The organism is Kitasatospora sp. NPDC059722, from assembly GCF_042733235.1.
GTDB lineage: Bacteria > Actinomycetota > Actinomycetes > Streptomycetales > Streptomycetaceae > Kitasatospora.
The window spans coordinates 100,686-120,545 of record NZ_JBHWGD010000005.1 but is presented as its reverse complement, the minus strand read 5'-3'; the positions used below and the strand labels follow the sequence as shown (position 1 = coordinate 120,545).

Annotated in this window: 15 protein-coding genes and 1 pseudogene; 8 read left to right on the top strand and 8 right to left on the bottom strand. The window is 75.1% G+C overall.

What is annotated here, in order from left to right:
- The first annotated feature begins 13 nt into the window (after positions 1-13).
- From ACFV4F_RS04895 to ACFV4F_RS04875, 5 genes are read left to right on the top strand one after another with little or no spacing between them, the layout of a single operon-like run.
- Positions 14-2,908, top strand: coding sequence for a nitrate- and nitrite sensing domain-containing protein (locus ACFV4F_RS04895; protein WP_380500452.1), 2,895 nt, complete (start codon positions 14-16; stop codon positions 2,906-2,908).
- Positions 2,905-3,366, top strand: a complete 462-nt coding sequence (locus ACFV4F_RS04890; RefSeq protein ID WP_380436067.1) for a roadblock/LC7 domain-containing protein — start codon at positions 2,905-2,907, stop codon at positions 3,364-3,366. Before ACFV4F_RS04895 ends, ACFV4F_RS04890 begins: the two co-directional genes overlap by 4 nt.
- 5 nt (positions 3,367-3,371) lie before the next feature.
- Complete coding sequence (locus ACFV4F_RS04885) at positions 3,372-3,791, top strand: DUF742 domain-containing protein (protein WP_380436065.1); 420 nt, start codon at positions 3,372-3,374, stop codon at positions 3,789-3,791.
- A gap of 2 nt (positions 3,792-3,793) precedes the next feature.
- Positions 3,794-4,375 (top strand): ATP/GTP-binding protein, encoded by a 582-nt coding sequence (locus ACFV4F_RS04880; protein ID WP_380436063.1) that lies wholly within the window; start codon positions 3,794-3,796, stop codon positions 4,373-4,375.
- A gap of 32 nt (positions 4,376-4,407) precedes the next feature.
- Entirely contained in the window at positions 4,408-5,541 is a 1,134-nt protein-coding gene (locus ACFV4F_RS04875) for an FAD-dependent monooxygenase (protein WP_380436061.1), read from the top strand.
- A gap of 60 nt (positions 5,542-5,601) precedes the next feature.
- On the opposite strand, the gene ACFV4F_RS04870 is transcribed toward ACFV4F_RS04875, so the two are convergent.
- From ACFV4F_RS04870 to ACFV4F_RS04855, 4 genes are all read right to left on the bottom strand, one after another.
- Positions 5,602-6,363 carry a serine hydrolase gene (locus ACFV4F_RS04870; RefSeq protein ID WP_380500451.1) on the bottom strand — a complete coding sequence of 254 codons (762 nt, stop codon included), beginning with the start codon at positions 6,361-6,363 and terminating at the stop codon, positions 5,602-5,604.
- Positions 6,364-6,486: 123 nt separating this feature from the next.
- A complete protein-coding gene (locus ACFV4F_RS04865; RefSeq protein ID WP_380500450.1) occupies positions 6,487-8,034 on the bottom strand; it encodes a hypothetical protein in 1,548 nt (515 codons plus the stop codon).
- A 156-nt stretch (positions 8,035-8,190) separates the two neighbouring features.
- Positions 8,191-8,943: a leucyl/phenylalanyl-tRNA--protein transferase gene (locus ACFV4F_RS04860; RefSeq protein WP_380500449.1), complete on the bottom strand. Its 753-nt coding sequence runs from the start codon at positions 8,941-8,943 to the stop codon at positions 8,191-8,193.
- Positions 8,940-12,305 (bottom strand): amino acid adenylation domain-containing protein, encoded by a 3,366-nt coding sequence (locus ACFV4F_RS04855; protein ID WP_380500448.1) that lies wholly within the window; start codon positions 12,303-12,305, stop codon positions 8,940-8,942. The genes ACFV4F_RS04860 and ACFV4F_RS04855 overlap by 4 nt, the downstream gene beginning before the upstream one ends.
- 233 nt (positions 12,306-12,538) lie before the next feature.
- On the opposite strand from ACFV4F_RS04855, the gene ACFV4F_RS04850 reads away from it, so the two are divergent.
- Entirely contained in the window at positions 12,539-15,745 is a 3,207-nt protein-coding gene (locus ACFV4F_RS04850) for a putative bifunctional diguanylate cyclase/phosphodiesterase (protein WP_380500447.1), read from the top strand.
- A gap of 22 nt (positions 15,746-15,767) precedes the next feature.
- Here ACFV4F_RS04850 and ACFV4F_RS04845 read toward each other — a convergent pair whose 3' ends face one another.
- Complete coding sequence (locus ACFV4F_RS04845) at positions 15,768-16,010, bottom strand: helix-turn-helix domain-containing protein (protein ID WP_380500446.1); 243 nt, start codon at positions 16,008-16,010, stop codon at positions 15,768-15,770.
- A gap of 291 nt (positions 16,011-16,301) precedes the next feature.
- Here ACFV4F_RS04845 and ACFV4F_RS04840 point away from each other — a divergent pair, with 291 nt between their 5' ends.
- Both ACFV4F_RS04840 and ACFV4F_RS04835 read left to right on the top strand, forming a co-directional pair.
- A complete protein-coding gene (locus ACFV4F_RS04840) occupies positions 16,302-16,997 on the top strand; it encodes a hypothetical protein (RefSeq protein WP_380436047.1) in 696 nt (231 codons plus the stop codon).
- Between the two features lie 62 nt (positions 16,998-17,059).
- Positions 17,060-17,227 carry a hypothetical protein gene (locus tag ACFV4F_RS04835; protein ID WP_380436045.1) on the top strand — a complete coding sequence of 56 codons (168 nt, stop codon included), beginning with the start codon at positions 17,060-17,062 and terminating at the stop codon, positions 17,225-17,227.
- A gap of 11 nt (positions 17,228-17,238) precedes the next feature.
- Here ACFV4F_RS04835 and ACFV4F_RS04830 read toward each other — a convergent pair whose 3' ends face one another.
- From ACFV4F_RS04830 to ACFV4F_RS04820, 3 genes and pseudogenes are all read right to left on the bottom strand, one after another.
- A complete protein-coding gene (locus ACFV4F_RS04830; RefSeq protein WP_380436043.1) occupies positions 17,239-17,997 on the bottom strand; it encodes a hypothetical protein in 759 nt (252 codons plus the stop codon).
- A gap of 90 nt (positions 17,998-18,087) precedes the next feature.
- The gene (locus ACFV4F_RS04825; protein WP_380436041.1) at positions 18,088-18,621 is read right to left on the bottom strand and encodes a PadR family transcriptional regulator; all 534 of its coding nucleotides are present in this window, start codon (positions 18,619-18,621) and stop codon (positions 18,088-18,090) included.
- 27 nt (positions 18,622-18,648) lie between these two features.
- Positions 18,649-19,767, bottom strand: a pseudogene (locus ACFV4F_RS04820) (FAD-dependent oxidoreductase); the annotation flags it as partial.
- Positions 19,768-19,860: the final 93 nt, after the last annotated feature.

Here is a 19,860-nt window from a genome sequence, read left to right as displayed (position 1 = left end):
GGCCGCCCAGGGCATGCTCGCCCAGAAGGCCGGCCAGCCGTCCAACATCGTCTACTACAACCTCCAGGAGGAGCGCCGGCTCAGCGCCGAGGCGCTCGCCCGGCCCGGCGCCAACGCCGACCAGCTGCGCAGGCAGCGGCAACTGACGGACGACGCGGTGCGCCAGTTCCAGGCGCTCTCCGGCGAGACCGCCGACGAGGCCCCCGCCGAGGTGCGCACCGCCGTCGCCGAGGCCCGCCAGGCGCTCGGCCGGCTCGGCGAGCAGCGGGCCGCCGTCGACCGCGCCACCATCGACCAGCAGTCGCTGTACGCCTACTACACCGACCTGATCGCCGTGGACCTGCGGCTGTTCACCGCGCTCAGCCACGTCGACACCGGCGAGATCACCTGGATCTCCAAGACCCTCGTCAACGCCTTCTGGGCCAAGGAGATGCTCGCCCGCGAGGACGCGATCCTGGCCCGCGGCTGGCCCTCCGGGCGGCTCGGCGTCGCCGAGTACCAGCAGGTGCAGGAGGCGATCGGGGCGCAGGACCACCTGTTCGCCGTCCAGATCGCGCCGTACGTCCCCGCCGCGGAGGCCCCGGCCTGGCACGACCTGATGAACAGCCCGTCCTGGCAGGCCAAGACGGCCGTCGAGCAGGCGCTGACCAGGCCGACGGCCGCCGAGCCGGGCGGCGCCACGGTCAAGCTGCCGCCGATGCAGGACCAGTGGCGCCAGGCCGTCGACCAGGTCAACCCGCAGCTCGTCAAGGCGATCGAGACCCGCACCGACGGCGTGGTCAAGGTCGGCCTGGACTCCATCCTCTCGCTCCTGACCACCGTCGTGCTGACCGCCGTCGTCGGCCTGGTCGCCGTCGTCGGGATCGGCATCGCGAGCTGGCGCCTCAGCCGCTCGCTGCGCCGCCGGATCAAGGAGCTCCAGACCCAGGCCGAGGCGCTGGAGCGCACCCTGCCCGAGGTCGTGGAGCGCCTCGGGCGCGGCGAACAGGTCGACGTCGAGGCCGAGAGCCGCGCGATCACGGCCGCCGCCGGCACCCTGCGCGGCGGCGGCACCGACGAACTCGCCACCCTCGGCCAGGCGCTCAACGCCGCCCGCACCTCCGCCCTCGAGACCGCCGTGCGGCAGGCCGAGCAGCACCGCGGCTTCGAGCGGCTGCTCCAGCGCATCGCCCGCCGCACCCAGCTGCTGATCGGCCGCCAGCTGCGGCGCCTGGACGAGCTGGAGCGCAAGCACGAGGACCCGGAGGTCCTGGAGGGCCTGTTCGACCTCGACCACCTCACCGCGCGCCTGCGCCGCTACGAGGAGAACCTCGTCATCATGGCCGGCGGCCAGCCGCAGCGGCGCTGGCGCAAGCCCGTCCCGCTGCTGGACGTGCTGCGCGCCGCGCAGGGCGAGGTGCAGGACTACCGGCGGATCATGCTGGACGTCGAGGGCCACCCCTGGCTCTCCGAGCGGGCCGTCGGGCCGGTCGCCCACGTGCTCGCCGAGCTGATGGAGAACGCCACCACCTTCTCCAAGCCGCCGACGCCGGTCGAGGTCAGGGCCGCCATGGTCGGGCGCGGGCTCGCGGTGGAGATCGAGGACCGCGGCCTCGGCATGGACCCGGAGCAGTACGACGCGGCCAACGCGCTGATGCTCCGCCCGCCCGCCCGCATCGACGTCCTGGAGCGCGGGGACGACATCCGCCTCGGCTTCCACGTCGTCGCCCGGCTGGCCGCCAACACCGGCCTGAAGGTCGAGTTCCGCCCCTCCGCGTTCGGCGGCACCCGGGTGGTCGTCCTCGTGCCGTCCGAGCTCGTCATCGACGGCGACGCCGGGCTGCCCGACGCCGCCCACGCGCCGGCCACGGCCGCCGGGCCGATCCCGCTCGTGCGGCGCTCGCGCAAGGCGCTGATGACGGCGTCCAACGAGGCGCCCGAGGCGCGGCCGGTCCACGCGCTCTCCCCGGCGGACTCCTTCGGGGTGGCCGGCGGGGGCCACGCCCTGGCCGGACCCGCCGGGTCCTCCGGGTCCTCCGGGTCCTCCGGGTCCTCCGGGCACATCGAGTACGCCGGGCACGCCGAGCCGGCCACCGGGGCACCGGCCGGGGCAGCGGCCGGGGCGTTCGAGCCCGCAGGCCGGCACGCCGCACCACTCGTCGTGCCGGACGCCGCACCACTCGCCGCGCCGCAGGGCGGCCCGTCTCCCGACCCGTACGCCGATCAGCACGCCGACCCGTACGCCGACCCGCACGCCGGTCACCACCCCGGCCGGCGCAGCGCACAGCACGCCGACCAGCCGATCGAGCACAGCTCCCCGGCCCCGGACACGGCCCTCGACCAGGCACCCTCGCACGACGCGCCCGCCCACGAGGCCCACGACGCCCCCGCCTACCCGGACATCGCCTACGCCCTGGTGACGGACGCCGAGGCCCCGTACGCCGACGAGCAGTACCGCCCGGCCGACCACTACCGGCTGGCCGAGCGGCGCCGCCGCCGCGAGTACGCCTCCGCCGTGCCGCTCAGCCCCGCCGACGGCCACCAGCCGCCGCTGCCGCAGCGCATCCGCCAGGCCAGCCTCGCGGCCGAGTTGCGCGTCCCGCCGCCGCCCGGCGAGCAGACGGAGCCCCAGCGGCCCGCCCCGGCCGCCCCCGTGGCGGACGGGCAGCCCGCCGGCGGCCCGTTCCAGCGCCCGGTGCGCCGCTCCGGCGCCACCATCGGCGCCTTCCAGCGCCAGTCCCGCGCCGCCCGCGCGCAGGGCCTCCAGGGCGGCTCCCAGGACAGCGGCGAGACCCCCCTCCCCCGGACCGCCACCCCGCCGGTTCCCCCCACCGCCCCGGCCGGCTCCCCGACGCACGCACCGGAGCCCTCCCCCTGGGCGCTGCCGGCCGCGGACCCCCGAACGACACGAACGGATGACCAGTCATGAACCGCACGATCGCCACCCACCAGGACATCGACTGGCTGCTGGACGGACTCGTCGACTCGGTCCCCGGGACCAGGAACGCCGTCCTGCTCTCCGACGACGGCCTGGTCGTCAGCCACTCCCGCAGCATCGAGCGCGCCGACGCCGAGCGCCTGGCCGCCGTCGCCACCGGCCAGCAGAGCCTGGCCCGCGGCGTCGGCCAGCTCTTCGACGGCGGGCCGGTCCACCAGGTGATCGTCGAGCTCGCCGAGTGCTGGCTGTTCGTCATCGCCGCCGCCCAGGGCACCCACCTCGCCGTCGTCGCCTCCCAGGAGGTCGACGCCGAGGTGATGTCGGTGGCCATGCACACCCTGGTGCAGCAGGTCGGCCAGAAGCTCGGCACCCCCGTCCGCGGCGAGGCCGCCCCCGGCTCGTTCGACGCCTTCGCCGCCCGCCGGCCCGGCGCCACCGGACGGGGCTGACGCGGGTGGGCCCGCACTGGAGCGAACTCGACGACGAGGACGACGACTTCGCCGCCGGGACGATGGTGCGCCCGTACACCATCACCCGCGGCCGCACCGCGCCCGAACGCGACGACCTCACCCTGATCACGGTGCTCACCACCGACGAGGAGGAGGCCGCCCGGGCCCTCGCGCGCAGCCGCGGCGGCGTCCGCGCCCTCCAGCCCGAACACCGGGCGATCCTCGACCGCTGCCGCCGCCCGGCCGCGGTCGCCGAGGTGGCGGCCGGCCTGGACCTCCCGGTGTCGGTCACCAAGATCCTGCTCGGCGACCTGATCGCCCAGGGCCTGCTGCGGGCCCGTGCGCCGCTCTCGGTGGCCCGGGCCGCCGGCGGCGCGGACCTCGGCCTGCTCACGGCCGTACGCGAAGGACTCCGGAGACTGTGACCATGGCAACACCCCACCCCGCGGCCCCCGCCGCCGTCAAGATCCTCATCGCGGGCGGCTTCGGCGTCGGCAAGACCACCCTCGTCGGCACGGTCAGCGAGGTCGCCCCGCTGCGCACCGAGGAGTACCTGACCAAGGCCAGCGTCGGCGTCGACGACCTGGCCGGCGTGGACCAGAAGGACACCACGACCGTCGCGCTCGACTTCGGGCGGATCACCGTCAGCCCGGAACTCGTCGTCTACCTGTTCGGCACCCCCGGCCAGGAGCGCTTCTGGTTCATGTGGAACGACCTGGTCAACGGCGCCCTCGGCGGCATCGTCATCGCCGACACCCGGCGGCTGGACACCAGCTTCGCCTCCATCGACTTCTTCGAGAGCCGGGGCATCCCGTTCGTGGTCGCGATCAACTGCTTCCACGGCCACAACACCCGCACCCCCGACGAGATCCGGGCCGCGCTCGACCTCGACCCGCAGGTGCCGATGCTGATCGGCGACGTCCGCGAACGGGCCTTCGGACGGGACCTCCTGCTCGCCCTCGTCGACCACCTGATGGACCTCGCCGGCACCGCCGCCCCCGTCGGCTGATCCGGCTCGCCCTTCACTCCCTGGAGCCCCGCATGACCTCTCCCCTGCGCGTCCTCATCCACGGCGGCGGCATCGGCGGCCTCACCCTCGCCACCGCCCTCGCCCGGCGCGGCCACCACGTCGACGTCGCCGAACTGCGCGACGGCCTGGAGGCGCTGGGCGTCGGCATCATCCAGCCGTCCAACGCCCTGCACGTGATGCGCGAGATCGGCGTCCTGGACGCCTGCCTGGCCGCCGGCTTCGAGTGGGAGGTGCTGACCATCTGCGACCCGGCCGGCGCCACGCTCGCCCGGATCCCGCAGCCCCGCATGGGCGACGCCCCCGCCAACAACGGCATCCCGCGGCCCGCCCTCGCCGAGCTGCTCGGCGCCGCCGCCACCGCGGCCGGGGCCCGCCTGCGCTTCGGCACGACGATCGCCGAACTCGCCGACGACGCCGACGGGGTGGACGTCACCCTCACCGACGGCCACGGCGGCCGCTACGACCTCGTGGTCGGCTTCGACGGCATCGGCTCGCCGCTGCGCAGGCGCCTGTACGGGGAGAAGTACCCGCCCGAGTACACCGGCTTCGCCAACTGGCGTGTCACGCTGCCGCGTTCGCCCGAGGTACGGGGCGTCGTGATGTCCGCCGGGAACCTGGCGGCCAAGGCGCTGCTCACCCCGATCAGCACCGAACTCATGTACCTGGGATCGGTGTTCGCCGAGCCCGAGGACTTCAGGCCGGACCCGGAGCGCGCCCACGAGCAGCTCGCCGAGCGCCTGGCCGGCTTCGGCGGCCCCGTCGCCGAAGCCCTTGCCCAGGTCACCGACCCGGCCGCGGTGGTCTACTCGCGCATCTCCCAGGTGACCGTCGAGGAGCCCTGGCACATCGGGCGCGTCGCCCTCGCCGGCGACGCCGCCCACGCCAGCACCCCGCACCTCGCCCAAGGCGCGGCCATGGCCGTCGAGGACGCGCTCGTGCTCGCGCTGAGCCTCGACGCCGCCGACTCCGTCGAGGCCGCCCTCACCGCCTGGGAGGAGCGCCGCCGCCCGCGCGCGCTCTGGGTGCAGGCGCTCTCCCGCGCGATCCTCAAGCAGGAGACCGGAACGCCCACGACGCCGGAGGAGGACGAGCTGCTGAAGGTCGGCATCCCGGGCGCGGCGCACGTGCTCGTCAAGCCGTACTGACGACCCGCCGTACTGACGACCCGCCGCGCTGACGGCCCGCCGTACTGACGGCGGTCCGGTTCACGGTCGGGCGGTGACGTCCCGGCGGCGGTCCCAGACCGCCGCCGAGATCCGCGCGACCAACCGGGCCGCCGGGTCGGCGGTGCCGTGGCCGGAGGCGAGCGGGCCGGTGTAGCAGACGGCGATCAGGTAGGGCGGGCAGTCGTCCGGGTAGACGACGCCCACGCTGTGCCGGGCGCCGGTGACCCAGCCGTTCTTGAACGCGATCCGGGTGCCCGGTGGCAGTCCGGCCGCGAGGTCCACCCGGTAGGCGTTGCGCTCCAGGAGGGCCAGCAGCTCGGGCTCGCCGTCCAGGGAGCGCAGGAGCCGGACGAGGTCGCGGGCGGTCACCAGGTTGTCGACACCGGCCTCGCGCGCGACGGCGTCCTCGATCCCGCGCGGGGTGGCGCTGTGCGTCGCCCCGGCCCGCCGCCAGACCCCGGCCACCGCCTCGGGGCCGACGGCGGCGAGGCACAGGTTGGTGGCGAGGTTGGAGGAGTGGGTGATCATCCGCTCGGCGAGCGAACGCAGCGGCGCGGTGCCACCGAGGAGCTCCCAGGGCAGCTGATCGCCGTCGCCGTCACGGGAGTTGGCGAACTCGCCGCCCACCGCCGAGTCGAACCGGTTCACCACGGGCACCTCGGCGTCCAGGTCGACGCCGCTGCGGTGCAGCGCCGCGAGCACGGCGACCTTCATCGTGCTCGCCGCGTAGTGCCGCACGTCCGCCGCGCGCCCGAACACCGGCTCACCGCTCCCCCAGGGAGCCACCACCACAGACAACATCCGGCAAGCGTAGGCCCGGGGGCGGCCGGCGGCGAACAAAAAACAGCTGACAGATAACAGATTTCAAACTCTGTTATCTGTCAGCTGTTATCTGTTATCTGTCACCCGTCAGCTGTCGGTACGTCAGCTGCTCGGGCGCGGGGACGGAAGGGCGGCCGTGCCCGCGAGGAGGGGCCATTCGCGGTGGAAGGGCGGCAGCGGGAGCTTGCCCTCGATGATCGGGGTGCCGAAGATCTTCAGGTGCGCGGTGAGCGCGCCGTTCAGGTCGATGCCGCCGACCACCGACCAGCTGCCCTGCGCCTGCGGGGTGCCGCCCGGGACGTCGGCGCTCAGCGAGCCCTCCGCCTTCGCGCTCAGGTAGGGCGCGACGGTGGTCTCCACGCCGACCGTGTCGTACAGGCCGACGCTGGCCTCGGCGCCGAGCGCGGCGCGGACGCCGGCCTTGCCGTTCAGCCGCAGGTGGACCGGGGAGACCTTGGTGTCGGCGGCGTCGCTGATCGGGGCCCAGCCCTTGCCGCCGGTGTAGTCGGCGCGCACCGACCACGTGCCGGTGGCCTCCTGCTCGGCCTCGACGTGGACCTGGCCGTCGGCGCTGATCTCCAGGTAGCAGGTGAGGCCGAGGTTGACCACGACGGGCAGGCCCGCGACGGTCAGCACCGGGCTCGCCTGGAGCTTGGCGAACGGCAGCCTTACGGGCGCCGCGCCGGTGCTGCGGGCGAGGTCGCCGGTGACCTTCCAGTGGGCGTTGGCCCCGAGGTCGAAGCCGATGGACGCCGTGCGCGGGCTGCCCGCGGCGGCGCCGTGGTAGGCGAAGTGGACGGCGGGGTGCAGCTGGAGGGAGCCGGTCGCCGCCACGCTCGCGCCCTCGGGCAGCGGGATCGGGGCGTTGACGTCGACCTCCAGCGTGCCGGAGGCGTCGGCCTGCACGCCGCCGGAGCCGGCGCCGACGGTCGCCTTGAGGTCCTTGACCAGCGGCGTCACCTTGATGCCGTGCGGGTCGACGGCGACCTTGCCGTCCGCCTCGGTGCCGCCGAGCAGTTCGGCGAGCGTGGCCGGGCGGGTGGCGAGCTTGATGCTGTCGCCGGCGCCGGGCTGGACGCCGGTGACGGCGACGAGCGCGCCCTGGGGCGCGGCGGCGGTCGGCGGGCTGGCGATCAGCGCACCGGGCTGCACGGCGGCAGCGGCGCTCGCGGACGCGCTCGGCGAGGCCTTCGACGGCGCGGCCGACGGGGCGCTCGGGCTCGCGGTCGGCGCGGCCGTGCCCGGGGCTGCCGTGCCCGGGGCTGCCGACAGGACGGCCGTGCCGCCGGCCGGGTCGTACGCCGTGAGCTGGAGGTTCTTCGCGGTGGCGGTGACGGCGCCACCGTCCTTGCCCGGCGTGCCGATGGCGGCCTGCTGGGCTCCGGCGGGGGCCGCCGCGACGGTCGCGGCCGCCGTCGGGCGCCCGGTGGGCGCGGCGGCGGCCGTGGTGGCGCGGGCGCGCGGGGCGCCGGAGGTCGGGGCGACACCGGCCGGACCGGTGTCGGTCGCCGTGGCGGCGACGGGGGTAGCGGCCGGCTCGGTGGCGGCCTGGGGAGTACCGGTGGACGTCGGCCCGCACGCGGCGACCCCGGTCAGGACGAGGGTGAGGAGGGCGGGGCGGACGGCCCTGCCTATCGAGCTGTTGAACACGCGGCGCCATGTTACTGACGGGGAATAATTTTGTCGAAGACAGGCCAAGTCGGGTAAGGGGCCACTGGTTCGGCGGGCGGCTCAGCCCGGCCCACCTCACCCCAGCCCGGCTCAGCCCAGCCGGGCCCACCTCAGCCCAGCCCGGCCCAGCCCACCTCAGCCCAGCCGAGCAGCCGGCAGCCGGTCGGTGTCCAGCGGCCGGAGGTCCGCGGGCGCCGCGAGTTCCTCCAGGTAGTCGGCACGGGGCAGCGGCACCGCGCCGAGACTGCGCACGTGCGGGCCGTCCCACTGCGCGTCGAGGAGCCGGCCCCCGGCGGCGGTGAAGCGGGCGGCGAGGTCGGCGACGGCGACGCGGGCCGCGTCGGGCCGGTGGTGGAACATCGAGTCGAGGCTGAGGACGGGCCCGGCGGCGACGCCGAAGACCCCGCCGATCAGCTCCTCCCCCTCCCACACCTCGCCGCTGTGGGCGGCGCCGAGCGCGTGCAGCCCGGCCAGGCCGTCGAGCAACTCGGCGACCAGCCAGGCCGGTTGGCGCCCCTCGGCGCACCGCGCGAGGACCTCGCCGAAGGCCAGGTCGGCGCTGGTCCACCACCCGAGCCGGTTGCGCAGCCGGCGCGCGAGCCGCTGCCCGAGCCGGACCCCGCCGGGCCGGATGACGGGCCGGGGGTCGGGCGACCACCAGGCGACGGCGTACGGGTCGTCGCCGCCGAGCAGGGCGATCTCCCCCGCCTCGACGGCCTCCTCGAACCGCGCCTCGTTGTAAGCGATCGCGAACTCGTCGGCGGCCGGCAGGGGGAAGAGCCCGCACCGGTAGGCGGCGAGGATCTCCTCGGCCCCGAGCCCCGCCCCGAACGCCACCGGCCCGTCGCCGGGCGCGGCCCGCAGGTCCACCCCGGCGAAGGCGTTCACGCTCCCGCCCCCAGGTACCCGTCCGCCTCCAGCTGCCCGAGGTAGAGGTCGAGCAGTTCGGCGTCCACCGCCGGGAGCCGGATGCCGCTGCCCGCCAGCGCCGCCTCGGTGTGGGTCCGGTCGAAGCGCGGGAAGGTCGGCTGGAAGTACATCTCGCTGATCGACATCGCCGCTCCCGGGGCCCGGTCGACGAACAGCGGGACGAACGGGGCGATCGGGTGGGTCGGGTGCGCGGCGGCGTACCGGACGAGGCCCTGCACCCAGTCCCGGTACGGTATCTGGGCCACGGGGTAGCCGCGCACCCGGAGCCGTTCGGCGAGGTCGGAGAGGTCGGCGGGCAGGGGCGAGGTCACGTGGTACACCTCGCCGTCGGCGGGCGCGTGGGCGGCGATGTGGACGAGCGCGCGGGCGAAGCGGTCGGCGGGGACGTAGTCGAGCGCGAGCCGCACGTCGGGGCAGGTGCCGCTGTCCGCCATGTACTTGATGAGCGCGCACATCTCCGTCCCGTGGTTCATGACGCCGGTCGCCAGGTCCCCGGTGACGTCGTTGGTGCGCAGCACGGTGACGGGCAGTCCGGCCGCGGCGGCGTTGTGCAGCAGCTGTTCGGCCACCCACTTGCTCTCCACGTACCCGACGCCCAGCCGGTCCGGGTGCGCGAGCGGCGTCCGCTCGGTGACCTCGCGGATGCCGGCCGCGCCGAACCCGGCGATGACGGCGAGCGTGGAGAGGTAGTGCACGGGCACGCCCCGGCTGAGCCCGGCGAGGCGGACGACCTCGCGGGTGCCGCCGACGTTGGGGCCGCGCAGCTGGTGGTAGGGGTAGATGAAGTTGACCTGCCCGCCGAGGTGGTGGACGGCGTCCAGGTTCTGCGCCATCCAGTCGAACTGACGCCGCGTCAGTCCGAGCAGTGGTTCGCCGAGGTCGCCGACCACCGGCACGACCCGGGCGTCCGCCAGGTCGTGGCGCAGGAAGCGCTGCTGGGTGGCGCGCAGCCGTTCGAGGGCGTGTTCCTCGTCGGGGGCGCGGACCAGGCAGTGGATGCGGGCGCCGGTGGTGGCGAGCAGGGCGTTCAGCAGGTGGGCGCCGCAGAAGCCGGTGGCGCCGGTGAGCAGGATCTCGGCGGGTTCGGCGCGGCAGGGCGCGGGACGCCAGGACTGGCCGACGGGGTGGCCGAGTTCGGCCTCGGCGGCCCAGTCGACGGCGGTCTCGCGGGAGCCGGTGCCGCCGGCCCGCGCGTCCCGTACGGCGGTGGCGAAGGCGCGCAGCGTGGCGTCGCGCAGGAGGGCGCGGGTGAGGGCGCGGATGCGGGTGACGTCGATGCCGAAGACGAGGCGGGCGCGGGCGAGCATCTCCATGGCGAGCAGGGAGGTGCCGCCGAGGGCGAAGAAGTCGTCGGCGGGGTGGACGAGTTCGACGTCGAGCAGTTCGGCCCACAGGTGTCCGACGGCGTCCTCGACCGCGCCGGCGGCGCCCGGCCCGGCGCCCGTTCCGGGGCTCGCGACGGCACCCGCGGTGGAGTTCGTGACGGCGCCGCCGGTGACGGAGCTCGTGGTGGAGCTCGCGGTGGAGCTCCGGCCGGCCCCGCGCGCCTGCGGCTCGGCCTGCGGGAGGCGGCGGCGGTCGATCTTGCCGGCCGGGGTGAGCGGCATGGCGTCCAGCGGCACGAAGGAGGCCGGGACCATGTACGCGGGCAGCCGCTCGGCCAGGTAGGCGCGGAGGCCGTCGCGGCGCCCGCCGTCGGCGGCGGCGTGCTCGGCGAGCGTGTAGTAGGCGGTGAGGCGGCGGGGGCCGCCGGCCGGGTCGCCGTCGGCGGCGACCCGGGCCTGCCGGACGTCGGGGTGGCCGGCCAGGACGGCCTCGATCTCCGCCGGGTCGACCCGGTAGCCGTGCACCTTGACCTGGTCGTCGAAGCGGCCGAGGATCTCCAGCTGCCCGTCGGCCCGCCAGCGTCCGGCGTCGCCGGTGCGGTACATCCGCTCGCCGGGGACGGCGGCGTACGGGTCGGGCAGGAACGATTCTGCGGTGAGCCCCGGGGCCCGCCAGTAGCCGCGGGCGAGGCCGGGCCCGCCGAGGTGGATCTCGCCCTTCTCGCCGGGCCGCACGGGGCTCATCCGGGCGTCGAGGACGTGCACCCGCACGCCCGGCAGCGGTCGGCCGATCGGTACCGGCGCCGCCGCCGCGGCCGCGCCGCCGTCCAGCACCGCGGGCGTCACCTCGCACAGCGTGGAGGTGACGGCCGCCTCGGTGACGCCGTACGCGTTGACCAGCCGGACGCCGGGCAGCCGCTCCAGGCAGGTGCGGCAGTCGTCGGCGTGCACGACGTCCCCGCCGACGACGAGCAGCCGCAGCGCCCGCGGCCCCGGCCCGCCGGCGGGGAGCAGCGCGAGCACGTGGTGCCAGTAGGCGGGGGTGAGGTCGGCGACGGCGAGGCCGAGTTCGCGCAGCCGGGCGACGAGTTCGAAGGGCGCCCAGGTGCGGCTGCCGCCGAGGACGAGGGTGGCGCCGGAGAGCAGGGCGGCGAGCACCTGTTCGAGGGCGGTGTCGAAACCGAGCGCGGCGAGCTGCAGGACGCGGTCGCCGGGGGTGAGGCCGTAGGCGTGGATGACGCGGTCGAGCGTGAAGACGAGCGAACGGTGCGTGACCGGGACGCCCTTCGGGGTGCCGGTGGTGCCGGAGGTGTAGATCAGGTAGGCGAGGTCGTCGGGGGCCGCGGCGTCGGGTACGGGGCCCTGCGCCGCCGGGCCGTCCACCGGGACGGTCTCCACCCCCGGCACGGCGCCGATCCCCACCCGTGCCCCGCAGTCCTCGACGAGCCGGGCCTGCCGCCGCTCCGGGTTGGCCGGGTCCAGCGGCAGGAAGGCCCCACCCGCCTTGAGCACCCCCAGCCACGCGACGACCAGGTCCGCGCCGCGCGGCAGGCAGACCGGCACGACCCGCTCCGCCCCGACGCCGCGGGCCTGCAGCGCGGCCGCCAGCCGGTCGCTGCGCCGGTCCAGTTCGCGGTAACTCAGCGTGGTGTCGTCGGCGATCACCGCGACCGCCTCCGGGTCGTGCGCGGCCCGCGCCCGGAACAGCCCGTGCACGGTGCCCGCGAAGCCGGCGGGCGGCCGGGCGGCGGCGGCCTCATGGCCTCCCGGCCGCCCGGAGGCCGCGAACCCGAGGTCGTCCGGCCGCCATTCCCGCTCGACGTGCGCACGGCACTCGGCCCGCCCGGCCGGCCCGAAGACGCGCCGCCAGCCGCCCGGAACCGTCAAGTCGCCGGGCCAGATCGCATACTGACCGTTGTCATTGCGGACCACGGCGTGACGGCCGGGGCCCGCTTCCTTCGGTGCGCCCTGTGCGCTGTCGACTGCGTCGTCCACCGGCTTGACCTCGTGGTGTGGCGGCAGAATGCTGGGAGGTGCGACATTTCCGACTATACGCACTCACGGCACATTGGGAACGTCCGGTGGCGATCCGCCGGAAGTCCCGGCACCGGACGGGACCGGGCGCCCCAGGACCGGACGCCCGGCGACCGGGCGTCCGGCGACACGCGCGCCCCCGTCACGCGCTCCCGCCCCAGCGGCGGGGTGAAGTCGCGGAGGAGGTAGCCTCGTTGACACGCCGGCGACAACGCCTGATGGTCGGTTACCTGCTGTGGATGGTGGCCTTCGTCTCGGCCTACTACTCCGACCCCTCGCAGCGGATCGTCTGGTGGACGGGCATCGGGCTGGGCGGCGTGGCCGCCATCGTCATCGGTGTCCGCCTCAACCGCCCGTCCCACGCGCTGCCCTGGTACCTGCTGGCGCTCGCGAACCTCAGCTTCACCGCGGGCGAGGTCGTCCAGGCCGTCCAGTTGCAGATCCTGCACCTGAACAACCCGTTCCCGTCGGTGGCCGACGGCTTCTACCTCGCCGAGTTCGTGCTGTACGCGGCCGGCGTGCTCGGCTTCATCCGCTGGCGGACGGCCCATCAGGACCGCGCGGGCCTGCTGGACGCCCTGATCCTCACCATGGGCCTCGCCCTGCTCTCCTGGATCTACCTGATCCTCCCGTACGCCCGGAACGCCGACCTCGACTGGTTCCCGAAGGCCGTCTCCATCGCCTACCCGCTCGGCGACGTCGTCGTGCTCGCCCTGCTGCTGCGCCTGCTGACCCCGCGCGGCGGCAACAGCCGCTCCCTGCAGCTGCTCACCGTCGGCACCCTCGGCATCCTGACCTCGGACGTCCTGTACGGGCTGATCCAGCTGCACGGCACCTGGCGCATCGGCGGGCCGGTCGAACTCGGCTGGGCCGCCTTCTACACCGCGTGGGGCGCCGCCGCGCTGCACCCGTCCATGGTCGAGCTGACCCGGCCGGTGCCCACCCAGCAGCCCGACCTCGGGCGCGGCCGGCTCGCGCTGCTCACGCTCGCCTCGCTGATCGCCCCGGCGATCCTGATCATCGAGTCGCTGAACGGCAACACCAGCAACGCGGGCGTGATCGGCGCCTTCTCCGCCCTGCTCTACCTCCTGGTCCTGGCCCGCCTCGCGGTCGTCGTGGTGGCCCGCCGGCAGGCCGTCGGCCGCGAGCGCGCACTGCGCGTGGCCGGGGCCTCGCTCACCGCCGCCGTCACCGTCGAGGAGGTCGCCGACGCCGTCCAGGCCGCCGCCTCCACCCTGATGCCCGCCGAGGCCGGGCACGTCGCGCTGCTCGCCGTCACCGAGGGCGGCGTCCTGCACGTCCGGCACGCCGAGCGCGGCGCGGCCCGGCACACCGCCGCGGAGCACCCCGGGGGCCCGGACGAGGTGCTGGCGCTCGCCGCCTACCGCGAGACCCGCCTCCTGCCGGTCGAGGACATCGGCAGCGGCCTCGCCACCCGCCCCGACGGCATGCCCTCCGCGCTCCTGTGCCCGCTCACCCTCGCCGAACGCCCCTCCGGCGACCCGCTGATCGGCGCGCTCATCGTCACCGGCACCGAGCAGGAGCTCACCAGCCTGTGGGGCTCGCTGGAGATCCTCGCCGCCCAGGCGGCCCTGGCCGTCGAGCGCGTCATGCTGAGCCGGGAGATCATCCGCCGCAACAGCGAGCTGTACTTCCGCACCCTCGTGCAGAACGCGAGCGACGTCATCCTGATCCTCGACGCCGACGACGGCATCCGCTACGCCTCGTCCTCGGCCGAGCGCGTCCTCGGCTACCCGGACCTGGAGGGCACCCAGTTCACCGAGCTCGTGCCGCCGGAGGACAGCCGGGCCGTCGGCAAGGCGCTGGCCCGCATGCGCGGGCCCGCCGACCGGTCGGCGACGCACGAGCACGCCGGCGACCGGCCCCGCGAAGCCCACCGCGAGCAGCAGCGCGACCACCACTGGCGGCTGCTGCGCACCGACCGCACCCCCATCGAGGCCGAGGTCCGCCACACCGACCTCCGCAGCGACCCGACCGTCGGCGGCCTGGTGCTCACCCTGCGTGACGTCACCGACCAGCGCCGCATGGAGCGCGAGCTCACCCACCGCGCCTTCCACGACTCGCTCACCGGCCTCGCCAACCGCGTCCTGTTCCTGGACCGGGTCGGCCACGCGCTGTCGCGCGGCGAGCGCAGCGGCGCCGTCACCGGGGTCCTGTTCATCGACCTCGACGACTTCAAGGTGGTCAACGACACCCAGGGCCACGCGGTGGGCGACGAACTGCTGGTCGCCGTCTCACTGCGGGTCTCCACCGCGCTGCGCTCCTCCGACACCGCGGCGCGCCTCGGCGGCGACGAGTTCGCGGTGCTGGTGGAGGACGTGCTGCGCCCGGACGACGTCGACGCGATCGCCGAGGGCGTGCTGTCGGTGTTCGCCGAGCCGTTCAAGCTGAGCGCGGGCTCGGTGCGGGTGACGGCGAGCATCGGCGTGGCGACGACCGAGGACAGCGTGGACGCCGCCGAGCTGCTCACCCACGCCGACCTCGCACTGTACTCGGCGAAGGCGGCCGGGCGCCGCCAGTCCTGCCACTACCAGCCGGCCTTCCAGGCCGGGCTGGTGGAGCGGCACGAGCTGAACGAGAACCTGGACACCGCGATCGCCGAGTCCGCGTTCAAGCTGTACTACCAGCCGATCGTCGACCTGCGCACCGGCGACCTGGTCTCCTTCGAGGCCCTGGTCCGCTGGCCGCACGACCGGCGCGGCATGGTGCTGCCCGACGAGTTCATCGCCCTCGCGGAGGAGAGCGGCCAGATCGTTCCGCTCGGCGCGTGGGTCCTCGAACGCGCCGCCCAGGAGGCCGCCGCGTGGCACGCGGTGAGCTCCGCCGCCCGCGCCGCCACCGGGCGGCCGCCGCTGCGCGTCAACGTCAACGTCTCCGCCCGGCAATTCCGCGACGCGGGCTTCGTCGACGTCGTGCGGCACGCGGTCGCGACCTCCGGGATCGACCCGCGCACGCTCGTCCTGGAGCTCACCGAGTCGGTGCTGATGCGCCGCGACGAGCGCGTCCACGACGACATGACCACCCTCTCCGGTCTCGGCGTCGGCATCGCCATCGACGACTTCGGGACGGGCTACTCCTCGCTGTCCTACCTGCGCGAGTTCCCCATCTCGATCCTGAAGATCGACAAGTCGTTCATCGACGGCCTCGGCTCCTCGCAGCAGCAGTACGCCCTCGTCGAGGGCATCGCCCGGATCGCCGACACGCTCGGCGTCCAGGTGATCGCCGAGGGCATCGAGCACCCCGAACAGCGCGACCTGCTCGCCGCCATGGGCTGCCCGCTCGGCCAGGGCTACCTCTTCGCCCACCCGCTCACCTCCGAGCAGGCGCGAGCGCTCGTGCGCACGACGACGAACGAGCCTGCGCAGCCGGGAGCCCGCTAGGACACTCCCGAGCGCCACGGCACTAGGCGGTGAACGCGGTGCGCAGCGCTGCGGCGAGGGCGGTCAGGAGCGGCAGGGTCGGCGCGGAGTGGCCGGCCTCGATCGCGCGGATCTGACGAGCCGTCAACTTCGTCCGCTCCGCCAGGTCTTCGACGGAGATCCCGAGGGCGGTGCGGCGCTCGCGGACCGCGTGGGCGAGGTCGGCGGCCGGGTCGCCGGCCGGGTGGGCGGGGAAGTCCTCGATCGGGCGTCTCGGCTCGCTCACGGCGTCTCCTCGTCGGCACGCGTCGTCGGCACGCGCACGCGCGGCGGTTCGGCGCACAGCGTGGCACACCGCCGGGTCCGGGCGTTCGAAGCGGCGGTCAAGAATTCTTGACCGCCGCTTGGGAGTTCGGGCACTTGACGGCCCGGCCGCCGCTTCCGCCGAGCGGATCACGGGCGGCCCCGGAACCGCGAGACGCCACCCGGCCGCCGACGCGCCCCCGGGCGCCGTACCCGTCGCCGCCAGTGCGCCCTTACTGTGGCAGAACGGGCTGCGTGCGCTCAGGAGGCCACTGTGGACGGGGAGTTGCTCTGCGGGGAGACGTACGCCGACGGCTGCGGGCGGGCGCTCGCCGCGCCCGCCTGGTGCCATGAGGGCGAACGCCCGGCCCTGCGGGACGGCCTGCCTGACGAGGTGCTGCGCACCCTGGCGGCGAGCACCTCGTCGGCCGTCCGCCTCGCCGTCGCCCGGTACGCGACCGCACCGGCCGACGTCGTCGACCGGCTCGCCACCGACCGCCACGAGGCCGTCCGCGTCCACGCGGTGACCCGCACCCGCTCCGAACGCGCCCTGTACCAGGCCGCCCTGCGCGGCAGCCGGCCGGTGCGCAACGCCGCCGCGGGCAACCCGCACACCCCCGCCGCCGCGCTCCAGCGCCTCGGCGGCGACCCGGACGTGGAGGTGCGGATCTCGGTCGTCACCAACCCGGCCGCCCCGCCCGCACTCGTCGACGCGGCCGTCCGCGACCCCCACCGGTACGTCCGCTGGTGGGCCCTCGCCCGCACCACGGACGCCGCCCTCCTCCGCACCGCCGCGGCCTCCGCCTACCGGCGCGAACGCGAGTGGGGCGCCGGCAACCCCCACTGCCCGCCCGACGTCCTGGCCAGGCTCGCCCGCGACCGCAGCCCGCGCGTCCGCGCCCGGGTCGCCGCCAACCCGGCCTGCCCCGCCCACCTGCGCCTCCAACTGGCCGAGGACGCCGACCGGTAGAGGTCCGCTCCCGGCCGATCCGAAAGACACGCCCCGGTGCCGTGGCCGGATAGGCTCGGCCCATGCTGCTCCGGCACCTCATCGGCTGGCCGATCTTCCTCGTCGGCCTGGGCCTCCTCGCCCACTCCCGCAACGTCCCCCGCGCGAAGACGGCCGCCGGCGGCAGCGACTGGCGCTGGGCCCTGCCCGGCTTCGTCGTCGCCATGGCCGGAATGGTCGTCATCGGCTGAGCGCCGCCGGCTCAGACCGCCGCGGGCTGGGTGCCGGACGTGCCGCCGGACCGGGTGGTCGTGGGCAGGGTCGGAGGCGCGGTGCTGCCGGCCGTGGAACCGAGGGTGCGTTCGGCCTTGGCCACGGCGGTGCGGTACTGGAAGGACGCCTCCTGGGAGCCCGCGTCCTGGCGCTGGAAGAATCCGAAGACCATCGCGACCGTGCCGAAGCGCTCGATGCCGATGTAGGCGTTGAGCTGGACGCCGGCCAGGGTGCCGTCGAGGCGGACGGCGGGGGCGTCGGGGCGGTCGCCGAGGGTCACGGGGGCGACGGTGAAGCTCACCGAGTCCTCGGTGCCCGCGTTGAAGGTGATCTGGTGGCAGGTGCGGAACGCGTCGGTGGCGGTGTTGAAGTCGGTGGTGAGCTTGCCCGCGTCCTCGGCGGTGAGGTTCTCGGTCACCATCGGGTTGCCGTCCTCGCCGTCGAGTTCGGCCTCGACGTGCGGGCTCCCGGGCGTCGGGGTGGCGTCCGCGTGCATGTTGATGAGCGCGCTGAGGGCGTCGCAGCCGCTGGCCGGGGAGGGGTTCTCGCCGGGGGCGGGGCTGCTGGTGGTGGGGACCTCGGTGTAGCCGGGGCCGACGTCGTCGACGGTGAGCAGCGCCGCCTTGAGCTGGTCGGCCGTGGGGAGGTCCTGCGCCGGCGCCGCGGCGGCCAGGTGCGCCGGGCCTAAGACGACCGCCGCGACGAGCGCTGCGGCGGTGAGGGCGTGGAGCGGCCTGGAGTGAGACATGCGGGCCCCCGGTCGAGAGTTCGGGCAGGGACAGGCCACCAGTGTCCCACCGGGGTCGGCGGGGAGCGCGCGGGGACGGAAAGCCGCAGGTCAGTCGGCCGGCAGCGCGTCCAGGGTCGCGGTGAGCCACTCCACCCAGAACGTCTCCAGACCGATGCCGGCCCGCAGCACGGCGTGCTGGAGCCGGTTCTCGTCGTCGGCGCGTTCGGCCGGGAAGTCGTGCTGCTCGATCCGCAGGTAGTCGGCCAACTGCGCCTGGTGAAGGGCGAGATGCCGCCGGAGCTCGGCGTCGAGACCGGCGGAGCCGACGACGGCCGCGGCGCGCAGCCGCAGCAGCAGCGGTTCGCGGACGGCCCGCGGGTCGGAGCCCTCGGCCGTCCAGCGTTCGAGCTCGGCGCGGCCGGCCGCCAGCACCTCGTACTCCTTCTTCTGGCCGCGGGCCGGGCCGGCCTGCGGGAGGGCCCGGATGTGTCCGGAGGCCTCCAGCCGGCCCAGCTCGCGGTAGATCTGCTGGTGGGTCGCGGGCCAGAAGAAACCGATCGACTTGTCGAAGCGCCTGGTCAGCTCCAGTCCCGAGGAGGGTCTCTCCAGCAGGGCGGTGAGGATGGCGTGGGGCAGCGACATGCGGTCGATCCTAGGGGCCGTTCGCGACTACAGCGCCGCCGCCAGCTCGGTGCCCTGCTTGATGGCCCGCTTGGCGTCGAGTTCGGCGGCCACGTCGGCGCCGCCGATCAGGTGCGGGGTGCGGCCGAGGGCGCGCAGCTCGGCGTCGAGGTCGCGGCGCGGTTCCTGGCCGGTGCAGAGCACGACGGTGTCGACGGGCAGGAGCTGGCGCTCGCCGTCGATGGTGACGTGCAGTCCGGCGTCGTCGATGAGGTCGTAGGTGACGCCGGCGACCATCTTGACGCCGCGGTGCTTGAGTTCGGTGCGGTGGATCCAGCCGGTGGTCTTGCCGAGTCCGGCGCCGACCTTGGTGGCCTTGCGCTGGAGCAGGTGCACCTGGCGCGGGGGCTTGGGCTGCTCGGGCCGGCGCAGGCCGCCGCGCTCCCGGTACTCCGCGTCGATGCCCCACTTGGCCTGGAAGGCGGGCGGGTTGAGGCTGGCGGCGTCGCCCTGGTCGGTGAGGTACTCGGCGACGTCGAAGCCGATGCCGCCGGCGCCGAGGATCGCGACGCGCTCGCCGACGTGGGCGCCGTCGCGCAGGACGTCGAGGTAGCCGACCACGCTGGGGTGGTCGACGCCGGGGAGGTCCGCGGGGGTGCGGGGGGTGACGCCGGTGGCGAGGACGATCTCGTCGAAGCCCTCGGCGGTGAGCTGTTCGGCGGTGACGACGGCGCCGAGGCGCTGGGTGACGCCCAGCTCGGCCAGCCGGGTGCGGTAGTAGCGCAGCGTCTCGTCGAACTCCTCCTTGCCGGGGATGCGGCGGGCGATGTTCAGCTGCCCGCCGATCGCGTCGGCCGCGTCGAACAGCGTGACGTCGTGGCCGCGTTCGGCGGCCGAGACGGTGAACGCGAGCCCGGCCGGGCCGGCCCCGACGACGCCGATGCGCTTGCGGAGCTTCGTCGGCGAGAGCACGAGCTCGGTCTCGTGGCAGGCGCGCGGGTTGACCAGGCAGGAGGTGATCTGGAGGTTGAAGGTGTGGTCGAGGCAGGCCTGGTTGCAGCCGATGCAGGTGTTGATGGAGTCGGCGCGGCCGTCGGCGGCCTTGGCGACGAAGTCGGCGTCGGCGAGCAGCGGGCGGGCCATCGACACCAGGTCGGCGTAGCCGTGGGGGGGGGGGGGGGGGGCCGGCGGCGGGGGGGGGTGTGGGGGGGGGGGGTGGGTGGGGGTGGCGGGCGCCCGCCCCCACAACGATGTGGTCCC